Raw genomic sequence first — 18,040 nt, forward strand, 5'->3', positions numbered from 1 at the left:
GGCCATGCTGGCCTTGATGGGCAGCCTGGTGTCGTTGGCAGTCGGCACCTCGTTTGCCAAAAGCCTGTTCCCGGCCTTGGGCGCCGAAGGCACCACCGCTTACCGGCTGGTCTTTGCCATGCTGATGCTGATGGCGGTGTTCAGACCGTGGCGTCGCCGATGGGTCTGGGCCGATGCGCTGCCTCTGGGCCTGTACGGCGTCACGCTCGGCGTGATGAACCTGCTGTTCTACAGCGCCATCAAGACCATCCCCTTTGGCGTGGCGATCGCCATCGAATTCACCGGGCCGTTGGCGGTGGCCGTCTGGACCTCCAAAAAAGCCAGCGACTGGCTGTGGGTGACGCTGGCAGTGGTGGGCCTGGCTTTGTTGCTGCCGCTGCCGGGGGGCGACGCGGCCACAGCACTGGACCCGATGGGCGTGTTCTTCGCATTCACCGCGGGCGTTTGCTGGGCGCTGTACATCGTGTTCGGTCAACGCGTGGCGCTGCGTTACGGCGGCATGGCCACGCCCATGGGCATGCTCGCTGCCGCTTTGGTGGTGGCCCCGATTGGTGTGGCGCATGCCGGCAGCGCCTTGCTCAACCCGCAGTGGCTGCTGGCCGGTTTGGCCGTGGCACTGCTGTCGAGTGCCATCCCTTATGCACTGGAAATGTTTGCGCTGAACCACCTGCCCAAAAACACCTTCAGCATCTTGCTGAGCCTGGAGCCGGCAGTGGGTGCCTTGGCAGGGTGGCTGGTGCTGGCTGAGCACTTGACCCTGTTTCAGGGGCTGGCCATTGCCATGGTGATGGCCGCTTCCATGGGCACCGCTTGGTCGGCGGGTCGCGCTTCGGCAGACCTTCGCGAGCAGGGGCTCGCTCCCACAAAATAAACAGCCATTCGCGAGCAGGGGCTCGCTCCCACAGGGATGGAGGGTTTATTGGGGCTTGGACTCTTCTGCCTTGGGTTCAGGCTTGGTTTCCGACTTGGCATCGGGCTTGGCTTCAGACTTGCCCTCTGACTTGGTCTCGGCCTGGGGATCACGTTTGAGCTTTTCCAGCTGCTTGAGCAACCAGCTGCGTTTTTCGAGGCGCTCTTGCTCCAGGCGCTCGATTTCCTGCAGACGCCTAGCGCGTTCGGCCTCGGCCTTTTCCTTGCGCTCGCGGGCCTGGGCGGCGAGGGCCTCTTGCGCCAACTGCTCCTCGCGCAAACGCGCCTCTTCTTGTGCTTTGGCTTTCGCCTCTTCTTCGGCCTGCAATCGGGCCTGCCGGGCTTGTTCCTGCTTTTGGCGGGCCGCTTTGGCCGCAGCGGTTTCGCGCACGCCCGTGCCCCAAGGCTGCTCATCCAGCTGTCGCCGGATCGCGGCCTCTGTAGAAATCGGCACGGCCTTGCCTTTTTCAGTGACCGAGAAATAGCCCTCACAGCGTGTCTTCAAGCCGCCGGGCAAGGTGCAGGCAAAGCCTTGGGGGTTTTGATCGCCCCAGGCTTTTTTCTGGGCCACGAACTCATCACAACGGGTCAAGGCCCGCTGGATCTTCCAGTCCTCGGGGCTGCTCTCCTTGGCCGTCGTGTCAAACCACTCGTAACGCACCCGGTCCAGCTGCAAAGCGGTGCGCACGCATTGCGCCTTGGCGGGGCCCATGGCCGCGAAAGCATTGCGCCAGGCGGATTGCAGCGCCGCATGGTCTGACACCACCACAAAGCGGGTGCTGCCCTGGGTGGGGCAGGCGTTCACGGCCTCGGCGTTGCCGCGCTTGAACTTGCCGCGCCAGCTGACCACGACCGACTCGACATCCTGCGGCGTGATGTCGATGCGGGTCTCGAAGTAGGGTGCACGCACCTCCCGCTCCAGCGTCGCCTGGCCTTGGACCGAAATTTCGAGGTTGCAAACCTGTTCGGCGTTTTGCACACGTGCGGCCACCACCACCGTGTTGGGCTGCTCCGCCAACAGCTGGTATTGCCCGGCCTGTGCCGAAACAGCCAGCGCCAGCCCCCCGCACCAACGGGTGATCAGACGGCCCGTGTTCAGGGCGAGTGCGCGGATGGAATGGGATTGCATGACTGAAATGAATCGACCCCAGGCGGCGATTCTTGAGCCCGGCTCACTGGCCTGTGAACACGGCTGGGCGCCGTTCGGCAAAGGCCGCCCGTCCTTCGGCAAAGTCCGCGCTGCGGCTGGTCATGTGCTCGCGCTCACGCAGGCGGTGCTCGTCCATCTGCCCGGCGGCTATTTCGTTCAGGGACTTTTTGGTTTCCTGCACGGCCAAAGGCGCCAACTTCAGGACATCGCCCACCAATTGCGCCAGCACAGCGTCCCACGCTGTTGAATCCACCAGCGCTTCAAAGAGCCCCATCGCATGGAGCTGCTCGGCCGTGAAAGGTCGCGCTGTCAAAAAAGCCCGTTTGGCACCCGCCACCCCGAAACGGCTGACATAACGCTGCAAGCCACTGGGGTAGTAATGCAGGCCCAGCGCCGTAGCGGGCATGCGCCACTCGATGCCTTGCAGGCCGATGCGCAGGTCACACGCCAGCACCACATCGGTCGCGCCGCCGTACACGCTGCCGTTGAGGGCGCAAATGGTGACGGGCCGCAGCCGCGCCAGCGTGTCCGGAATCTCCTCAAAGAAGGTGGCGCCGTGACCCGGCTCGTCAAAACCGCCAATGTCATACCCGGCACAAAACACCGGTTTGGGCTGACCCGCCGTGTTGGCGGTCAACACCAGCACACGCACATCGGGGTTGCGCTCAATGGCATCAAAGTGGGCCAGCAAAGCCTTGAGGTCGCCGTTTTCCAGGCGGTTGCGCTGGGCTGGGCGGTTCAAAGTGATGGTGGCCACGCCGCCTTCGATCTGCAAAACGGGGGCGCAGGCTTGCGCAAAGAGGGATGACATGGCTGAGGTCCAAAACAAAAAGGGTGCCTTGAGGCACCCTGATTGTAGAAAGCCGGCTGTGGCAGCCAGCTCATGCGGTCCAGGCTCAGGCCTTGGTTTTGGCCTTGCTCATGGCGGCCTTGACCGAAGCTTCGGCTTGGGCTGTGGCGGCCTTCAGGTTGGACTCGGCGGTGTCAGCGGCTTGCTTGGCCACTTTTTTCAGGGTCTCGGCAGCGGTTTGGCTGGCTTCGAAAGCGGTCTTGAACACGGCCACAGCGGCGTCGGAACCGGCAGGGGCGTTCTTCAGGCTGTTTTCGACCAGGCTTTTGACAGCTTTTTCGGATTCGGCCATTTTGCTTTCGACCGCTTTGGTGAACTCGGCGCCAGTGCTGTTGGCGATGTCAGCCAGGTGACGGCCATAAGACACCGACTTTTCGAAGGCGGGCTGCACCAAAGCGGCTTGCACGGCCATCAGGTCTTGAGGCGACTTGGCAGCCATCAGGGCTTGCATGTTGGCGAAAGACTCGCCCACAGCGGCTTTGCCAGCAGCCATGTTCAGCTCGACCAGGCGCTCAAAACCGGCGAAAGCGGTTTGCGACAGGCCAGCGGCCACGTTCAGGTTGGCTTGTTGGGTGGCGGTGAATTGTTCGGTGTTGAAGTTCATGGTGTGTTCCTTGGAGGGTTTTTGTTGCAATGCAGCAATTTGAACAGCCCCCAGCGCCCAAGGCAAGGGAAAACCCGCACTTTAGAGTCCGCTCTCCAATTGGCGGCTTGTGTGCGCAAGCCCACTGAAGCCCGGATACCGCCTGTGTCATACACAGCGCAAGGCCTTTGCCTGCCGGGCCCACCCAACTCACTACACTTGGCGCAACGCCGATTCGGCACCAATCCCCGCTTTGTATGGAATTTCTCAGTCTGCTGTTCGTCCTGGCTACGGCCATCCACTGGCTCAACACCCAAGGCCAGCGCCAACGCACCGCCTTGCTGGCCGAGCAATTGCGGCCCTACCAAATCGAAAAGCACATGGAGCAGCTCACCGGGGCCTACATGCGGGCACTGGACGAAAGCGATGCAGAACGGCAGCAACAAATTTTGCAGTTGCAAGCCCCGGCCGAAGCGCAACTGGCCCAAGAGTTCCAGAGCCTGGCCCGCGACTTTGCCAAACTGCCTGCCCCCGTGACCCGGGCTTTCAAGGTGGCGCTGCCCTACATCGACCAGCTCTCGCCCAAAGCCACGTTTGACATGCGCCGCATGCTGGAAGTGCACGCCCAAGGCATCGAGCGCACTGTGCGCAACCAGCAAGGCCTGACCCCCAAGGAGCGGTCCTTTCGCATGATGGGCGAGATGTTTCTGATGCAGCACAGCTGCCACTGGTTTTGCCGCTCCAAAACCATCGCCTCGGCCCGCATGGTGACCCAGCACCAGACCCGCTACGAACAAGCGCTCGACGCGGTCAGCCCGGAAACCCGCCAGGCCTATCTGGCGGTGGTGCAGGGCTGATCAGGCTTTGAGTTTGTGTCACCCCGGGCGAAGACCCGGGGTCCATCTCCCCTGCAACCATGATCCCGGATCAAGTCCGGGATGACAGACAAGGGGGATGGCCCCCCTGAATGTCATACCCGCGAAGGCGGGTATCCGTGGTCATCGAAGGGATGGATCCCAGATCAAGTCCGGGATGGCGAGAGGGGACGGGCCCTCCAGGTCAGGTCCAGATGACATAAGGTCATGTCCTTCGTCAGCCCGCCAGGGCCTGCAGCGCTGCCTGCGCGATGCTGCCCGCGTCCACCGCAAAGAAGCGGCGCAGTGCGGCGCGGGTGTCGCTGCGGCCAAAGCCGTCGGTGCCGAGGGTGCGGTAGCGGCGGCCTTGGGGCAGGTAGGCGCGCACGCTCTCGGGCACGGCCCGCACATAGTCGCTGGCGGCCACGATGGGGCCGGCACTGGGGGCCAGCAGGCGGCTCAGGTAGGGTGCATCGCCGCTGGCCTCATTCGCCATGCCGTCGCGGGCCAGCTCGCTCCAGCTGGTGATGCTGTACACGTCCACCCCCACGCCCTGCGCGGCCAGTTGCTCGGCAGCGCGGATGACCTCGGTGAGGATGGCCCCGGAGCCCAGCAGCGTCACGCGCTGACCTTTCGCCGAGGCATCGCTGGGACCATTCGTGGGACCATAAGCGCCAAAGTGGTAGCCCCCACGCAACACGCAACGCTCGGCACCCTCGGGCAAATTGGGCTGCGCGTAGTTTTCATTCATCAGGGTCACGTAATAAAACACGTCGGCTTGCTGCTCGACCATCTCGCGCATGCCCGCGTCCAGAATCACCGCCAGCTCACCCGCGAAGGCCGGGTCGTAGGCCTTGCAGTTGGGGATGGTGGCCGCCACCAAGTGGCTGCTGCCGTCCTGGTGTTGCAGGCCCTCGCCGCCCAAGGTGGTGCGGCCTGAGGTGGCACCGAGCAAAAAGCCGCGGGCACGCTGATCGGCCGCCGCCCAGATGGCGTCGCCCACGCGCTGAAAGCCGAACATCGAGTAGTAAATATAAAAGGGCAGCATGGCCAGTCCGTGCACGCTGTAGCTGGTGGCTGCGGCCGTCCAGCTGGCGATCGCACCCGCTTCGCTGATGCCTTCTTCCAGGATCTGGCCGTCGGTGGCTTCGCGGTAGCTCAGCACCGAGCCGATGTCTTCGGGCGCGTAGCGCTGGCCCACGCTGCTGTAAATGCCCACCTGCTTGAACAGGTTGGCCATGCCAAAGGTGCGCGCCTCGTCGGCCACGATGGGCACGATGCGCGGTCCGAGTTGCTGGTCTTTGAGCAGGTTGCCCAGCATGCGCACAAAGGCCATGGTGGTGCTCATCTCCTTGCCATCGGCCTGCAGCGCAAATTGCCCGTAGTTGGCCAAGGCGGGCACAGGCAAGCGGTCACACACCGTCTCGCGCTTGGGCAAGCTGCCGCCCAAGCGGGCGCGGTGTTCGCGCAGGTAGCGCATCTCGGCGCTGTCGTCGGCGGGTTTGTAAAAGGCCAAGCCCTTGGCCTGCTCGTCGCTCAGCGGCAGGTCAAAGCGGTTGCGGTAGTCGATGAGGTCTTGCTCGTCGAACTTCTTTTGGCTGTGCGTGGTCATCTTGCCCTGGCCCGCGCTGCCCATGCCAAAGCCTTTTTTGGTGTGCGCCAGGATCACCGTGGGCTGGCCACGGTGCGCAGCCGCTGCGGCATACGCCGCGTGGATTTTCACGATGTCGTGGCCACCGCGCTTGAGCTGGTCGATCTGCTCGTCCGTCATGCCCTGCGCCAGCCGCGCCAGTTCTTCGTTCTGTCCAAAGAAGTTCTCGCGGTTGTAGCGCCCGTCCTTGGCGGCAAAGGTCTGCATTTGCCCGTCCACCGTGTTGGCAAAAGCGCGCAGCAAAGCGCCCGAGGTGTCACGCGCCAGCAGGCCGTCCCAGTCGCTGCCCCAGACCAGCTTGATCACGTTCCAGCCCGCACCCGCAAACAGCTTTTCCAGCTCGTCGATGATGCGGCCGTTTCCACGCACCGGGCCGTCCAGGCGCTGCAAATTGCAGTTGACCACCCACACCAGGTTGTCGAGTTTTTCGCGTGCGGCCAAGGTCAGGGCGCTCATGCTCTCGGGCTCGTCCATCTCGCCGTCGCCAAACACGCCCCACACCTTGCGGCCGCTGCAGTCTTGCAGCTGGCGGTGCGTCAGGTAGCGCATGAAGCGGGCGTGGTAGATCGAGCTGATCGGCCCCAAGCCCATGGAGCCGGTGGGGAACTGCCAAAAGTCGGGCATCAGCCACGGGTGCGGGTAGCTCGACAAACCGCGAGCGCCGCTGTCCGGTGCGGTGATCTCCTGGCGGTAGTGCATCAGGTCCGCCTCGGTGAGGCGCCCTTCCAGAAAAGCGCGGGCGTACACGCCGGGTGCGCTGTGCGGCTGGAAGAACACCAGGTCGCCCTTGTGCTGCTCGGTGCGGGCGTGGAAGAAGTGGTGAAACCCGGTCTCGAACAAATCGGCCACGCTGGCGTAACTGGCGATGTGCCCGCCCAGCTCGCCATAGGCCTGGTTGGCACGCACCACCATGGCCAGCGCGTTCCAGCGCATGATGGCCACCAGCCGCTCTTCGGTGGCCAAGTCGCCGGGGAAGTCGGGCTGGTCTTCCACCGCGATGGTGTTCATGTAGGGCGTGTTCAGATCGGGCTGCCAGCCCGTGCGCTGCTGGCGCGCCACGGTGGCCAGCTCATCCAGAATCTGCCGGGCACGCTCAGGGCCTTGGGTGCCGATGAGGGCCAGCAAGGCCTCGCGCCACTCGGCGGTTTCTTCGGGGTCGATGTCGTGGGCCTGTGTCAGCGCGTGCAAGAGGGGTTCAAAAGGTGCGTTCATGCATGGGACTGTACCGGGCAGCGCGGCGCATGTGCTGCGTATTTGGATTACGAAAAAGCCGATTTGAAGCACAATATGCTGAAAATACAAAGGATTCAGCACATGGTTCTGGACAACGTGGATTTGAAGATACTGGACGAACTGCAGCGCGACGGCTCGCTGTCCAATGTGGCGCTGGCCAAACGCATTGGCCTGTCGCCCTCGCCGTGCCTGGCACGCGTCAAGGCGCTGGAGTCGGGCGGCGTCATCCAGCGCTATGTGGCACTGGCCAGCGCGGCGGCGCTGGGGCTGGGCCTGACGGTGTTCATCTCCATCAGCCTCAAGACCCAAAGCAAGGAAACCCTGGCCGACTTTGAAGCGCACATCGCGCGGCACGACGAAGTGATGGAGTGCTATTTGATGACCGGCGACAGCGACTACCTGCTGCGCGTGGCCGTGCGCGACATGGCGGCGTTGGAGCGCTTCATCCTGGAGCAGCTCTCACCGATTCCGGGGGTGGAAAAAATCCGCTCCAGTTTTGCGCTCAAACAGGTGCGCTACAAAACGGCGCTGCCGCTGGGTTTGGGGTGAGGGGCGTTCAGCCCTGCGCCTCGGCCTCCGGCCACAAACTCGGAAAGTAAAAGCGCAACGCGTGCTGTGGCACGCCCAGGCGCAGCTTGCCGTGAGGCGAATCGCTTTCCAGCAAACCCCTTTTGAGCAATGCCGACACCTGCGCCGTGGCCAAGCGTTCGCCCAAACCCAGCATGGCTTTGAAGTCGGCCCGGTCCAGCTCGGCCTGCGACGCAAACAGGTAATGCAGCGCCCGCAAAGCTTCGGCGCGCACGCCTTGCTTGACCACGTTTTCTTCGTAGGCCAAACACGCCGCCATGCGGTCCTTCATGCCATCAAGCGACAGCAAGCCGGACATGAAGTCAACTTGGTCGATGCACACGCCCAACACGTAGTCGATCCAGCGAATCAAACCCGACTCGGTCAGATTGCCCCGGCCATCCAGATCTCCCGCCCGGGGTTCATCGGCTGCTGACAAGTTGGCGTAATAAGCTTCGTGCGTACGAGCAAATCCCCGCAAAGGCGACCACAAACCGTTGGTCAAACCCATATGGCCCAACACCAAATGGCTGTGCAGCCGCACCACACGCCCGTTGCCGTCTGCAAAAGGGTGAATCCAGGCCAGCCGCTGGTGCGCCGCCGCCATGGCCACCAGCTGTAGCTCGCCTCGGCGCAAGCCCGAATACACAGAAGACCAACGGGCTAAAAAAGCAGGCAAAGCCGCCGCAGCGGGCGCGGCATGCCGCCCCACACTCACCTCGCGTTCACGCAGAGCACCGGGCCGCAAGGTTTGCGGGCCAGACGGTGATTCAAGCTGGCGATCGGCTTCGGGTAGGCGGGCAAACAAATCCTGGTGGATGTCGCACACGGTCTGCACCGACCAGACTTGGGCACTGTCCCACGCAGGCCACCGCGCCTCCAATTGCGACTCGGTCGCCATGTGGGCCAGCGCCATGCGTTGACGGCGGGCCTTGTCGGCGTCCTGGGCGTAATCGTTGCGCAGGGCTTGCTCGATCTCCAGCGGCAAGGTGTGCTGCCCCTCGATCTTGTTGGAGTAATACGAGTTCATGGCCCGCAACGATGAGCGCAGCCCCGGCAGCGCCCCGCTCGGGCACCAACCCGACAAACGGTCTGCCTTGCGGATCAGATCATGCGAACGCTCCAGCAGGGGGCCCATGCGGTGATCAGCGGGCAGCAAGGGCTCCATCTGGGCCGGATGGTCGTACAGCTGAAATTTTTGCGACTTTGACATAAGACGCAAGTCTATGTCATGTAAGGATATTTACCAAATCATGCGGGAAATTTTGCGACTTTGAATGCGACTTAGTTTGCGCCATTCGACCCCCGCCAAGCTCTGCACCAACACACACCATGTCGGACCTGAAGGTGCCGACCTACAAAGATCCAGGGCCACCCGTGCGCGCCTTCAAATACGGCCCCACCATGTGGCGGCTGGTGCGTTGCAGGCCCATCAGCAAAGCGTGGTCGGCCTGGGTGCAGCCGTAGCGGGTTTTCAGGTCGTGCTGCATCTGCGCCAGCAAATGCGCGGCCATCTCGGCATCGGCCAAGGCCCGGTGGGCGCGGCCTGACGAGGGCAAATGGTGCAGCGCCGCCAGCGTGCCCAGCTTGTGGTTGGGCGCTTGCGGGTACAGGCGGCGCGACAGCAGCAAAGTGCAGGCAAAGGCATGCGAGCCATCTTGCCCGCAACGGGCCAGTTCGGCCTGCCAGAACTTTTTGTCAAAGGCCGCGTTGTGCGCCACCATGGGCCGCCCGCCCACAAAGCGGGCCGCCTCGCGCATCACCTGCTCGGCCGGGGGCGCGGCCTGCACCATCTCGTTGGTGATGCCCGTCAGTTGAGTGATGAAAGGGTTCACCCGCACCCCGGCGTTCATCAGGCTTTGGTAGCGGTCCACCACCTGCCCGCCTTCGAGCATGACGATGGCCACCTCGGTGGCGCGGTCGCCCATGTTGGGGGAGATGCCGGTGGTTTCGAAGTCGATGATGGCGATGGGGTTCATGGGGTTCAGTGATAGTCTTGTTCACGCTGGTGCTTAATGACCAACACGAACACCACATCGGCAGCGGCGTCGAAAGCATACAGCGCCAGATAACCCGATCTTCCGCGTGAGATAACGAGCTCGCGCATACCCTGTGCCACGGGGCGTCCCATCAATGGATGGCGCTCCAACACCGACAAAGCATCCAGCACCAAGTCCACCGTTTCGACGGCGTGTTCAGGTCGACTTAGCAACAAAAAATCCACCAACTCCTCGAGGTCGTTAGCCGCCTCCGGGGAATGCACCAACCGCGTCATGACCGCGGGGCCAGCAACTGCTCAAGCCCTTGTGCCGCAGGCCGCTTGCCCGTGCCGCCTCGCACCTTGTCTTTCAGGTATTCGGCCATGGCCCGCCCATCCACAACCATGCCTGTTTGCAGCAGGTTTTGCCGCGCCTGCAAAGCACGCTGAACCAAAGCGTCCTCTTCTTCAGAGCGGGCCACAGCCGACTCAATGGCCTGCACCATGAAGGCGTGTGGCGTCACACCACGTTGGCTGGCCGCAGCTTGCACCTTGGCGCGTGATTGTTCGTCCAATTTGACAGAGAAGGTCGGCATGTGGGTCTCCTGTTGCGCCAAGTATACTGAATGGTGTTACCTTATAAACACCCCATGCACCCCGGCCCCCTCCTCTTCTGCGGCGACCCGCACGGCCAATGGCAGCACATCATCGATGCCGCCTTGCAAACCCACGCCCGCGCCGTCATCCTGCTCGGCGACCTGGAGCCGGCCCGGCCGCTGCACATCGAGCTGGAAGCGATTTGGGAGCGGGTCTGGTTCATCCACGGCAACCACGACACCGACCATGCGGACAACTTTGGCAACGTCTGGCACGACGAGGTGAGTGAGCGCAGCCTGCACTGCCGTGTGGTCACGCTGCCCTGCGGCACGCGCATCGCCGGGCTGGGCGGTGTGTTTCGCGGTGCGGTGTGGTACCCCAAAGACCAGCAAGCGCCCAAGTTTCGCAACCGCGAAGCGCACGCCCGCGTCACCCCGCGTCACCCCGCGCCAAGACCGCTGGCAAGGCAGCGTGCACCTCAAGCACTGGTCCAGCATCTACCCTGACGAGTTGGAACAACTGGCCACGCTACAAGCCGACATCCTCATCACCCACGAAGCGCCCGGCTACCACGAGCACGGCTTCAAAGAACTGGACGCCCTGGCCCGACGCATGGGCGTGCGCATGACGGTGCACGGCCACCAACACGACTGCATCGACAGCAGCGCCCACTGGGAAGCGCAAGGCTTTCAGAGCTTTGGGGTGGGGCTGCGGGGGGTGATGGCAGTGGATGGGTTCGATAATTTTTTGGGCAGCGTCGAACGCAGCTCACATGGCCATACGCCAACGCACGAGCGAGACCCTTTCGAAGGGATGCCCGGTTCAATTGAGCTTTTTGCCGTCAAATTGGACAATTGATATCAACAACAGAATTTTGATATCATTCTCGCCTTGCTTCAGGAGACCCAGCCATGTCATCCATCACCATCCGCAATTTGCCCGAAGAAACCCACAGAGCTCTGCGACAGCGTGCCGCATTGGCGGGCCGCAGCACCGAAGCCGAAGTGCGCGCCATTCTGGAGCAAGCCGCACGCCCGCAAGGGCGCATCCAACTGGGATCGCTGCTGGCCGAAATTGGCCAACAAGCTGGCGGCTTTGACTTGAATATTGAGCGCGACAAAACACCCGCAAAACCCATGGTGTTTGAATGATCTTGCTCGACACCAACGTCATCTCGGAGCCACTGAAGCTGTCGGCGGACGCGGGCGTTTTGTCGTGGATCGATGCGCAATCCATCGACACCCTTTATCTGTCCGCCATCAGCCTGGCCGAATTGCGCTTTGGCATCGCCGCCCTGCCAGCGGGCAAACGCAAAGAAACCCTGCACCTGGGTTTGGAGCAACGCATCCTGCCTTTGTTTGCTGACCGAATACTGCCGTTTGATACTGCAGCCTCTCAAGCCTATGCGGACATTCTGTCGATGACGCGCACGCAAGGCAGGGCCATCGCAACAGCCGACGGCTACATCGCCGCCACAGCAAAGCGCCATGGCTTCATGGTCGCCACACGCGATGCCAGCCCGTTTGAAGCAGCGGGACTGACCGTGATCAACCCTTGGACGGTCCAGCACTGACCGCCCATCCTCTTTTGCGGCGACCCGCACGGCCAATGGCAGCACATCATTGATACGGCCTTGAAAACCCACGCCTGCGCGGTGATTTTGCTGGGCCACTTGGAGCCAGCACGGCTGCTAAACATCGAGCGAGAAGCCATTTGGGAGCGCGTCTGGTTCATCCACGGCCACCACGACACCGACCACGGCTTCAAAGCGCTGGACACCCTGGCCCGACGCATGGGCGTGCGCATGACGGCGCACGGCCACCAACACGACAACATTGACAGCAGCGCCCAATGGGACGCGCAAGGTTTTCAGAGCTTTGGGGTGGGGCTGCGGGGGGTGATGGCGGTGGATGGGCTGGATTGATCGTCACCCGATATCACCAGCCGCCATTCAATCCGGCAAATGCTTGGCCAAATCCATGCAGTCATGAAGCAAACCGATGACATCGATGGCTTGACCGTCCGCCATCCTGAAAACCACCAAATGGCGGCCTTTTCTGCCCAGTCGTGCGACATGCAGTGTCCGAATACCCAGCCCGATGTCGTCGCGCACTTTGCTGCCCACCATGTTGGGGCCATCGGTCAGCGCCTCCAATGCAAGCGTCAGCGTCTCAAGGTAGTCATCCGCCTGAAGTGCACCGAACTGATCGGTCGTCCAAACAAGCGCGTCAAGCAAGTCGCGCTCGGCCTTTTCTGCCAACCGAACTGCCCATACCGGACTCATTGGACAGTGCGCACTTTGGCTGCAATGCCCCGCAGGTGATCGCGCAAGCCTTGCTTGGATTCAAAAGTCTTGAAACGCCCCGCGTCAATATCTGCAATGCCCTCTTGAGCTGCTTTTCGCAAAGCCGCCAGTCGATAAGCGTCCTCGGCGTCTCGCTGCTCCACCATGCGCAGCCCCTCACGCAGAACTTCGCTGGCATTTTGATAACGGCCACTTTGGACCAGCTGCTCGACCAACGCTGCTTGGTGATCAGTCAGCACAACATTTCGGGTGGGCATGGGAGGGCTCCACTTGGAAACAGGTATGGCAGATTATGCCAACAAGGTCCCATGTTGATCACGCCAAACGTAACGGCCTGGCCATTTTTGGTGCTAAACAACACAATAAACTGATTGAATCTATACAATTAGAAAATCAAAACTTACATTAAGAGATACAAATGCTTGACCTTAACGATGCAATCATCCTCGCTTGTGCCGCCCAAGGTGGAGCCATGGCCAGTGTGGCGACCGAGCAAACCGGCCTGACGCGGGTGGCCGTGTCGCGGCGCATCAAGAAGCTGGCTGACAGTGGCTATTTGCAGCGGCACGGCACAGGCACCCGGCAAACCTACAGCCTGGGCGACAAGCGCTTTTGGCTGGGCCTGCAGCAGCGCGAAAGCATTTTGCAGCGCGGCGGTGAAATGGCCGTTTGGGAGCAGCGCCTTGCGCCCCTGCTGACCGACCTCAAGCCCAACGTCAAAAGCCTGGTGAACACCGCATTCACCGAAATGCTCAACAACGCGCTCGACCACTCCAACGGTTTGCAGGTGCTCATGGGCATGCACCTGGAGGGCGGACAGTTGCAAATGGTGGTGGCCGATGACGGCGAGGGGATCTTTTGCAAAATCGCCGAATCGGCACACCTGTTTGATGAACGCTTGGCCATTTTGGAGTTGGCCAAAGGCAAGTTCACCACCGCGGCCCAAGGCCATTCGGGCATGGGCATTTTTGTGTCGTCCCGCATGATGGACGGCTTCGCCATCGAATCGTGTGGCCTGCGTTTTGACCCCAACGAGGCCAGCACCCCCTTGGCCCGTTTTGACTGGATCGACGTAAACGCCGCTCTGAAGCCGTCACAGGTGCAGACCGTGGTGCGCATGTCGCTGGCGGTGGACAGCACCCGCACCAGCAACGATGTGTATTTCAAATACTTTGAAGCCAGCAACGTGGGCGATGCAGAGCCGGGTGAAGCCTTTCACACCACAGAAATCCCGGTGCGTCTGGCCCAACTGAGCAGCGAGCTGGTTTCTCGCTCGCAAGCCAAATGGGTCATGAACCGCGCCACACAGTTCAAGACCGTGGTGCTTGACTTTGAAGGCGTGGCCCACGTCGGCCAAGCCTTTGTGGATGAAGTTTTTCGCGTCTTTGCCACCGCACACCCCCATGTGCGGCTTAAAACCATGGGCATGACGCCAGAGGTGGCCAAGCTCGTGAGCTTGTTTGGAGGGGCTTGATTCCCAGGGCCTCGTGTCCGTGGCTCCATCCGCTGACTCAATCCGGACTGTTGGTTAACCCAGGCAAAGCCCTGGTACACAAAACCCCGCCCCGTTCGTAAGCTGAGCGCCTTTGCAACAAGGAGGCGGTATGCCCAAGCACGCACAAGCAGCCGATGCCCCCGTTTACGGCATTCGGCCCCAAAAACCCGGCATGTATTTGGGCTTGTTCCATGGCCGCGACACGCCTAATCAAGTCATGAACGACTGGGGTTTTGACGGCCCCGCCCTTGGCCCGCTCCAACACGTTCACACCACCTACGCCAGCGCCGTGCATCTCCAGTTCACCAGCGAAAGCGATGCCCACTTGCTCACCGGTAAAAACGACACCTATTTGGAACTGCAACTTGACGGCGACCTGCTGTGCTTTGACGGCAAGCTGTACGGCGATTGGACGGTCTATGTGGTGACGCCCGAAGAATGCTGAACGGCCCCGGGAATCGAGGAGGCTCCAACCTTTAAGAGAATGGAGCCATGAAAAAGTCACCCAAGTTTTCCCCTGAAGTCCGCGAGCGGGCCGTTCGCATGGTGCGGGAGCACCGAGAGGAATACCCATCGCTGTGGGCTGCGGTGGAGTCGCTGGCACCCAAGATCCGGTGTGTGCCCCATACGCTGTACGAATGGATGCGCAAGCATGAGGTCGACAGCGGCGTGCGCCAGGGCACGAGCACGGCGGACAAAGATCGGCTCAAGGAACTCGAACGTGAGAACCGCGAGCTGCGCAAGGCCAATGAAATCCTCAAGCTGGCCAGCGCGTTTTTTGCCCAGGCGGAGCTCGACCGCCGTTTGAAGAACTGAAACGATTCGTGGACCTGCACCGTGACACCTACGGGGTCGAGTCCATCTGCAAGGTGCTGCAGATGGCCCCATCGTGTTACTGGCGCCACGCCGCACGCAAGTGCAATCCTGAGTTGCGCAGTGCCAGAGCCAAGCGCGACGAGCAGCTCATGGCCGATGTACAGCGTGTCTGGCATGCCAACTGGCAGGTCTATGGTGCCGACAAGGTCTGGCTGCAAATGAACCGTGAAGGCATTCGGGTGGCGCGCTGCACCGTCGAGAGGCTAATGCGCAAGGCGGGGTTGCAAGGCGTGCGCAGGGGCAAATCGGTGAGGACCACAACACCGGATGCTTCGGTGCCGTGCCCGCTCGATCGGGTCAACCGGGTCTTCAAGGCCGACAGACCCAATCAGCTGTGGGTATCGGACTTCACCTACGTGAACACATGGCAGGGCTGGTTGTACGTGGCCTTCGTCATCGATGTGTTCGCCCGCCGCATCGTGGGCTGGCGAGTCAGCCGCACCATGCAGACTGACTTTGTCCTGGATGCGCTGGAGCAGGCTTTGTACGAACGCCAGCCGGCAGCCAACGATTTGATCCACCATTCGGACAGAGGCTCGCAATACGTGAGCATCCGCTACACCGAGCGACTGGACCAGGCCGGTATCAAACCATCGGTCGGCAGCAAGGGCGATTCCTACGACAACGCGCTGGCCGAAACCATCAACGGGCTGTACAAGGCCGAGTTGATTCACCGCCGGGGACCCTGGAAAAACAGGGAATCCGTGGAACTGGCTACCCTGCAGTGGGTGCACTGGTTCAATCACATCCGACTGCTCAAGCCGATTGGGGGCATCCCTCCGGCAGAAGCTGAGGCAAACTACTGGCGCCAGCTTGCTGCTGCCAGCACCTCGACAGAGGTATCAACTTAAGCCAACCAGCCTCCTTGAAACCCGGGGCCGTTCATGCTTCAGGCCACCGGACACCTTCCGGCAAAACACCCGCCCCAACGATTTGCGCAGACAAGCCAAACTCAAGGAACCCTTAAGCGGTGATTGCATTGAATAAGTTCAATCACACAGCGGGAATACCCAGAGAGGTCAAATAACCAAAGATAGGATCGTAAAAAGACGGGTCTCTGGTGGGGTCCTCGGGATCACCGGGCGGGATCACGATCACCATGCCCTGCCTAGCGCGGGTGAGCAAGACCCGATAGGCATTCTTCAAATACATCTGGCGATGCGCCAAGTGTATTTTTTGCCATTTGTTACCCACAAACGAACGGTATTCCCAGCCAGCTTCGCCGAAGCGCAAGTCGGCATCCCAAACCACACAAGCCCAGTCGAGTTCTAAACCTTGAACGTGAAACTCAGTAGCCACGTCTTCCAGATAAAAAGACGACCGAACGTCATCGCGGTCGTCCAAAAACCAATGGATGGGGTCCATGGGTGAACGAACGTCGATGGCGTGGGGGCGCAGGCGAACGGCTTGCGAAGAAACTACCATGCCGAAGCGCTCGCTGCCACGGGCTTTGTCGCGCAGCCAGCGCTTGGCCTTGTCCAAATCGCGGGTCACCACGATCGGGTAGCGCGCCTGCACATCTTGGAACATGGCTTGGGCCAAATCGGTACGACGGTCCAACAAATGCTTCACAAAGGTGGACACATGCTCTGCGCGGAAGGAGCGCATGGACACCGACAAATGCAGATCGTCGTTGTGGTGAACGTTGTCCCGTGACTTCAGTTGCGTCAGCGCTTCGGCTGCACCGTATTCCGAGTCTTGCAGGTGCGGCGAAATGTGAACCGCCCAATCGGGGTAGTGCTCGTGAATGGCCTTGAGCCACTCGCCAATGCCAGCCTCACCCGTGTTGATCTCTTGTCCACCGCCGACCAAACAAACGACCACCGCCCAGTCGGGGTGACGGTCAAGGCAGGAGATCAAGAAGTCTGGCTCTGATCGGTTGAAGTCTGGGTAACCCTTTTTGCGAGCCATGAACTGGGTGGTTTGTTCCAACGTCCATGCGCGTTGTGCTTCGTCAAAGATCACCACGTGATCCACAGGTGGCCGCTCGTCCGACAAATACGCATCGCGGAAATGGTGGACGTTTTGAATGAAGGCTTCAACGGCTTTTCTGGCTTCACCCTTGCGCAACTTTTGACCCACAGCTTTCTTTCGGGCCACTTCGTCGCGCACCAAAGCTTCACGCAGGATGGCCACCAATGGGCCATTGCCCGACAGGTACACGCTGTGCAAATCGCTCTCGGCATCCATGTGTTTGGTGGCGATGTCCAAGCCAACCAAGGTTTTGCCCGCGCCGGGAACACCCGTCACAAAACAAATGGCCTTTTGCTTCCGTTGCTTTGAAGCTTGGATCAGCTGCGCAATGGCAACCGAGGTTTGCGCCAAGTTCTTTTCACCCGCATCGTTGCGTGAGAGTTCGGCCACCGAGTGGTTGCCGTAAAGGGCGGACGCGGCTTCGATGATGGTGGGGGTGGGACGGTAACGTCCGTTGGCCCAAGCAGAGGCGTCCAGTTGGGCGCCCGACGAAAAGGCCAACACATCCTCGATGGTGGTGGCCAAGAAGGCGGGTGATGTGTTGATGGGGAATAGCACACCGTCGTTGTGGTGGCTGGTGACGATCTGACCGCGTGTGCCTTGTGTTTGCGTGGCGATCAAGATGGGGGCGATCACGCAGTGGTGGCTTGTCTCGTGGAAGTTTTTCAGGTCGAGCGCGTAGTCCCAAACCTGATCCACCGCAGCACGGTTGAATAAAGATTCTCCGACCTTGAACTCGATGACAAAAATGGCGTGATCAATCAACGTCAATACATCGATGCGTTTGCCCAAACGGGGCACGATGAATTCAAAGAAAACCGTTCCGCGGCCTTCAAAGGCCTTTAACGCGGGCTGGAGTATTTGGATCTGTGAACGCCAAGCATCCCGCTGGGTCGTGTCGATGGAAAAACCGCTGTTGTCCGCCAGGACACCCAGCACCAAGCTGGGGTCTGATGTCACAAATTCCTTGATGTGTGCCGAATAGAAGGAACGATTGGAATATTGCACGGGTTACCCA

Annotated in this window: 22 protein-coding genes and 1 other annotated feature; of the genes, 11 read left to right on the forward strand and 11 right to left on the reverse strand. The window is 61.1% G+C overall.

Annotated elements, in window-relative coordinates:
- The first annotated feature begins 4 nt into the window (after positions 1-4).
- Entirely contained in the window at positions 5-871 is an 867-nt protein-coding gene (locus ACZ5RT_RS13760; protein WP_422169605.1) for an EamA family transporter, read from the forward strand.
- Positions 872-916: 45 nt separating this feature from the next.
- On the opposite strand, the gene ACZ5RT_RS13765 is transcribed toward ACZ5RT_RS13760, so the two are convergent.
- The 3 genes from ACZ5RT_RS13765 to phaP form a co-directional block, all read right to left on the reverse strand.
- Entirely contained in the window at positions 917-2,038 is a 1,122-nt protein-coding gene (locus ACZ5RT_RS13765) for a hypothetical protein (protein WP_464452855.1), read from the reverse strand.
- A gap of 43 nt (positions 2,039-2,081) precedes the next feature.
- Positions 2,082-2,870 carry an enoyl-CoA hydratase/isomerase family protein gene (locus ACZ5RT_RS13770; protein ID WP_464452856.1) on the reverse strand — a complete coding sequence of 263 codons (789 nt, stop codon included), beginning with the start codon at positions 2,868-2,870 and terminating at the stop codon, positions 2,082-2,084.
- 85 nt (positions 2,871-2,955) lie between these two features.
- A complete protein-coding gene (gene phaP, locus ACZ5RT_RS13775) occupies positions 2,956-3,513 on the reverse strand; it encodes a TIGR01841 family phasin (protein ID WP_291929628.1) in 558 nt (185 codons plus the stop codon).
- Between the two features lie 236 nt (positions 3,514-3,749).
- On the opposite strand from phaP, the gene ACZ5RT_RS13780 reads away from it, so the two are divergent.
- Positions 3,750-4,349 (forward strand): hypothetical protein, encoded by a 600-nt coding sequence (locus ACZ5RT_RS13780; RefSeq protein ID WP_291929629.1) that lies wholly within the window; start codon positions 3,750-3,752, stop codon positions 4,347-4,349.
- Between the two features lie 235 nt (positions 4,350-4,584).
- On the opposite strand, the gene mdeB is transcribed toward ACZ5RT_RS13780, so the two are convergent.
- Positions 4,585-7,209 carry an alpha-ketoglutarate dehydrogenase gene (mdeB, locus tag ACZ5RT_RS13785; protein WP_464452857.1) on the reverse strand — a complete coding sequence of 875 codons (2,625 nt, stop codon included), beginning with the start codon at positions 7,207-7,209 and terminating at the stop codon, positions 4,585-4,587.
- 102 nt (positions 7,210-7,311) lie between these two features.
- Between mdeB and ACZ5RT_RS13790 the strand changes: the two genes are divergently transcribed.
- Positions 7,312-7,779, forward strand: coding sequence for an Lrp/AsnC family transcriptional regulator (locus tag ACZ5RT_RS13790; protein WP_108330006.1), 468 nt, complete (start codon positions 7,312-7,314; stop codon positions 7,777-7,779).
- Between the two features lie 7 nt (positions 7,780-7,786).
- Here ACZ5RT_RS13790 and ACZ5RT_RS13795 read toward each other — a convergent pair whose 3' ends face one another.
- The 4 genes from ACZ5RT_RS13795 to ACZ5RT_RS13810 form a co-directional block, all read right to left on the reverse strand.
- Positions 7,787-9,010 (reverse strand): Fic family protein, encoded by a 1,224-nt coding sequence (locus ACZ5RT_RS13795; RefSeq protein WP_464452858.1) that lies wholly within the window; start codon positions 9,008-9,010, stop codon positions 7,787-7,789.
- Between the two features lie 142 nt (positions 9,011-9,152).
- Positions 9,153-9,776, reverse strand: coding sequence for a 3'-5' exonuclease (locus tag ACZ5RT_RS13800; protein WP_464452859.1), 624 nt, complete (start codon positions 9,774-9,776; stop codon positions 9,153-9,155).
- A 5-nt stretch (positions 9,777-9,781) separates the two neighbouring features.
- The gene (locus ACZ5RT_RS13805; RefSeq protein ID WP_464452860.1) at positions 9,782-10,072 is read right to left on the reverse strand and encodes a type II toxin-antitoxin system RelE/ParE family toxin; all 291 of its coding nucleotides are present in this window, start codon (positions 10,070-10,072) and stop codon (positions 9,782-9,784) included.
- Entirely contained in the window at positions 10,069-10,371 is a 303-nt protein-coding gene (locus ACZ5RT_RS13810) for a CopG family ribbon-helix-helix protein (protein ID WP_291929634.1), read from the reverse strand. The genes ACZ5RT_RS13805 and ACZ5RT_RS13810 overlap by 4 nt, the downstream gene beginning before the upstream one ends.
- Positions 10,372-10,425: 54 nt before the next feature.
- Between ACZ5RT_RS13810 and ACZ5RT_RS13815 the strand changes: the two genes are divergently transcribed.
- The 5 genes from ACZ5RT_RS13815 to ACZ5RT_RS13835 are packed head-to-tail and all read left to right on the forward strand — an operon-like array spanning position 10,426 to position 12,296.
- Complete coding sequence (locus ACZ5RT_RS13815) at positions 10,426-10,878, forward strand: metallophosphoesterase (RefSeq protein WP_464452861.1); 453 nt, start codon at positions 10,426-10,428, stop codon at positions 10,876-10,878.
- Positions 10,844-11,230 carry a hypothetical protein gene (locus ACZ5RT_RS13820; RefSeq protein WP_464452862.1) on the forward strand — a complete coding sequence of 129 codons (387 nt, stop codon included), beginning with the start codon at positions 10,844-10,846 and terminating at the stop codon, positions 11,228-11,230. Before ACZ5RT_RS13815 ends, ACZ5RT_RS13820 begins: the two co-directional genes overlap by 35 nt.
- A 53-nt stretch (positions 11,231-11,283) precedes the next feature.
- Entirely contained in the window at positions 11,284-11,523 is a 240-nt protein-coding gene (locus ACZ5RT_RS13825; RefSeq protein WP_108285431.1) for a FitA-like ribbon-helix-helix domain-containing protein, read from the forward strand.
- Positions 11,520-11,945 (forward strand): type II toxin-antitoxin system VapC family toxin, encoded by a 426-nt coding sequence (locus ACZ5RT_RS13830; protein WP_422169215.1) that lies wholly within the window; start codon positions 11,520-11,522, stop codon positions 11,943-11,945. Before ACZ5RT_RS13825 ends, ACZ5RT_RS13830 begins: the two co-directional genes overlap by 4 nt.
- Positions 11,946-12,005: 60 nt before the next feature.
- The gene (locus tag ACZ5RT_RS13835; RefSeq protein WP_422169214.1) at positions 12,006-12,296 is read left to right on the forward strand and encodes a hypothetical protein; all 291 of its coding nucleotides are present in this window, start codon (positions 12,006-12,008) and stop codon (positions 12,294-12,296) included.
- A gap of 27 nt (positions 12,297-12,323) precedes the next feature.
- Here the strand turns inward: ACZ5RT_RS13835 and ACZ5RT_RS13840 are convergent, their stop codons facing one another.
- Together ACZ5RT_RS13840 and ACZ5RT_RS13845 are read right to left on the reverse strand one after the other, a co-directional pair.
- Positions 12,324-12,656, reverse strand: a complete 333-nt coding sequence (locus tag ACZ5RT_RS13840; RefSeq protein ID WP_291929638.1) for a type II toxin-antitoxin system RelE/ParE family toxin — start codon at positions 12,654-12,656, stop codon at positions 12,324-12,326.
- Positions 12,653-12,934 carry a type II toxin-antitoxin system ParD family antitoxin gene (locus tag ACZ5RT_RS13845; RefSeq protein ID WP_291940716.1) on the reverse strand — a complete coding sequence of 94 codons (282 nt, stop codon included), beginning with the start codon at positions 12,932-12,934 and terminating at the stop codon, positions 12,653-12,655. The genes ACZ5RT_RS13840 and ACZ5RT_RS13845 overlap by 4 nt, the downstream gene beginning before the upstream one ends.
- A 161-nt stretch (positions 12,935-13,095) precedes the next feature.
- Here ACZ5RT_RS13845 and ACZ5RT_RS13850 point away from each other — a divergent pair, with 161 nt between their 5' ends.
- The 3 genes from ACZ5RT_RS13850 to ACZ5RT_RS13860 all read left to right on the forward strand — a co-directional run bounded on the left by ACZ5RT_RS13850 (position 13,096) and on the right by ACZ5RT_RS13860 (position 15,899).
- Entirely contained in the window at positions 13,096-14,151 is a 1,056-nt protein-coding gene (locus ACZ5RT_RS13850) for an STAS-like domain-containing protein (protein ID WP_422169212.1), read from the forward strand.
- A gap of 130 nt (positions 14,152-14,281) precedes the next feature.
- Positions 14,282-14,617, forward strand: coding sequence for a hypothetical protein (locus ACZ5RT_RS13855; RefSeq protein WP_464452863.1), 336 nt, complete (start codon positions 14,282-14,284; stop codon positions 14,615-14,617).
- A gap of 47 nt (positions 14,618-14,664) precedes the next feature.
- Positions 14,665-15,899 (forward strand): IS3 family transposase gene (locus ACZ5RT_RS13860; protein WP_464452864.1). Its coding sequence is split into 2 segments (ribosomal slippage): positions 14,665-14,947 and positions 14,947-15,899, totalling 1,236 coding nucleotides; the frame shifts between segments, so codons are not numbered across the junction.
- Positions 14,943-15,059: a sequence feature (AL1L pseudoknot), on the forward strand. It overlaps the preceding gene by 117 nt.
- Positions 15,900-16,041: 142 nt before the next feature.
- On the opposite strand, the gene ACZ5RT_RS13865 is transcribed toward ACZ5RT_RS13860, so the two are convergent.
- Complete coding sequence (locus ACZ5RT_RS13865) at positions 16,042-17,982, reverse strand: DUF2075 domain-containing protein (protein WP_464452865.1); 1,941 nt, start codon at positions 17,980-17,982, stop codon at positions 16,042-16,044.
- Between the last annotated feature and the right edge of the window lie 58 nt (positions 17,983-18,040).

It is taken from the genome of Limnohabitans sp. TEGF003, assembly GCF_055395455.1.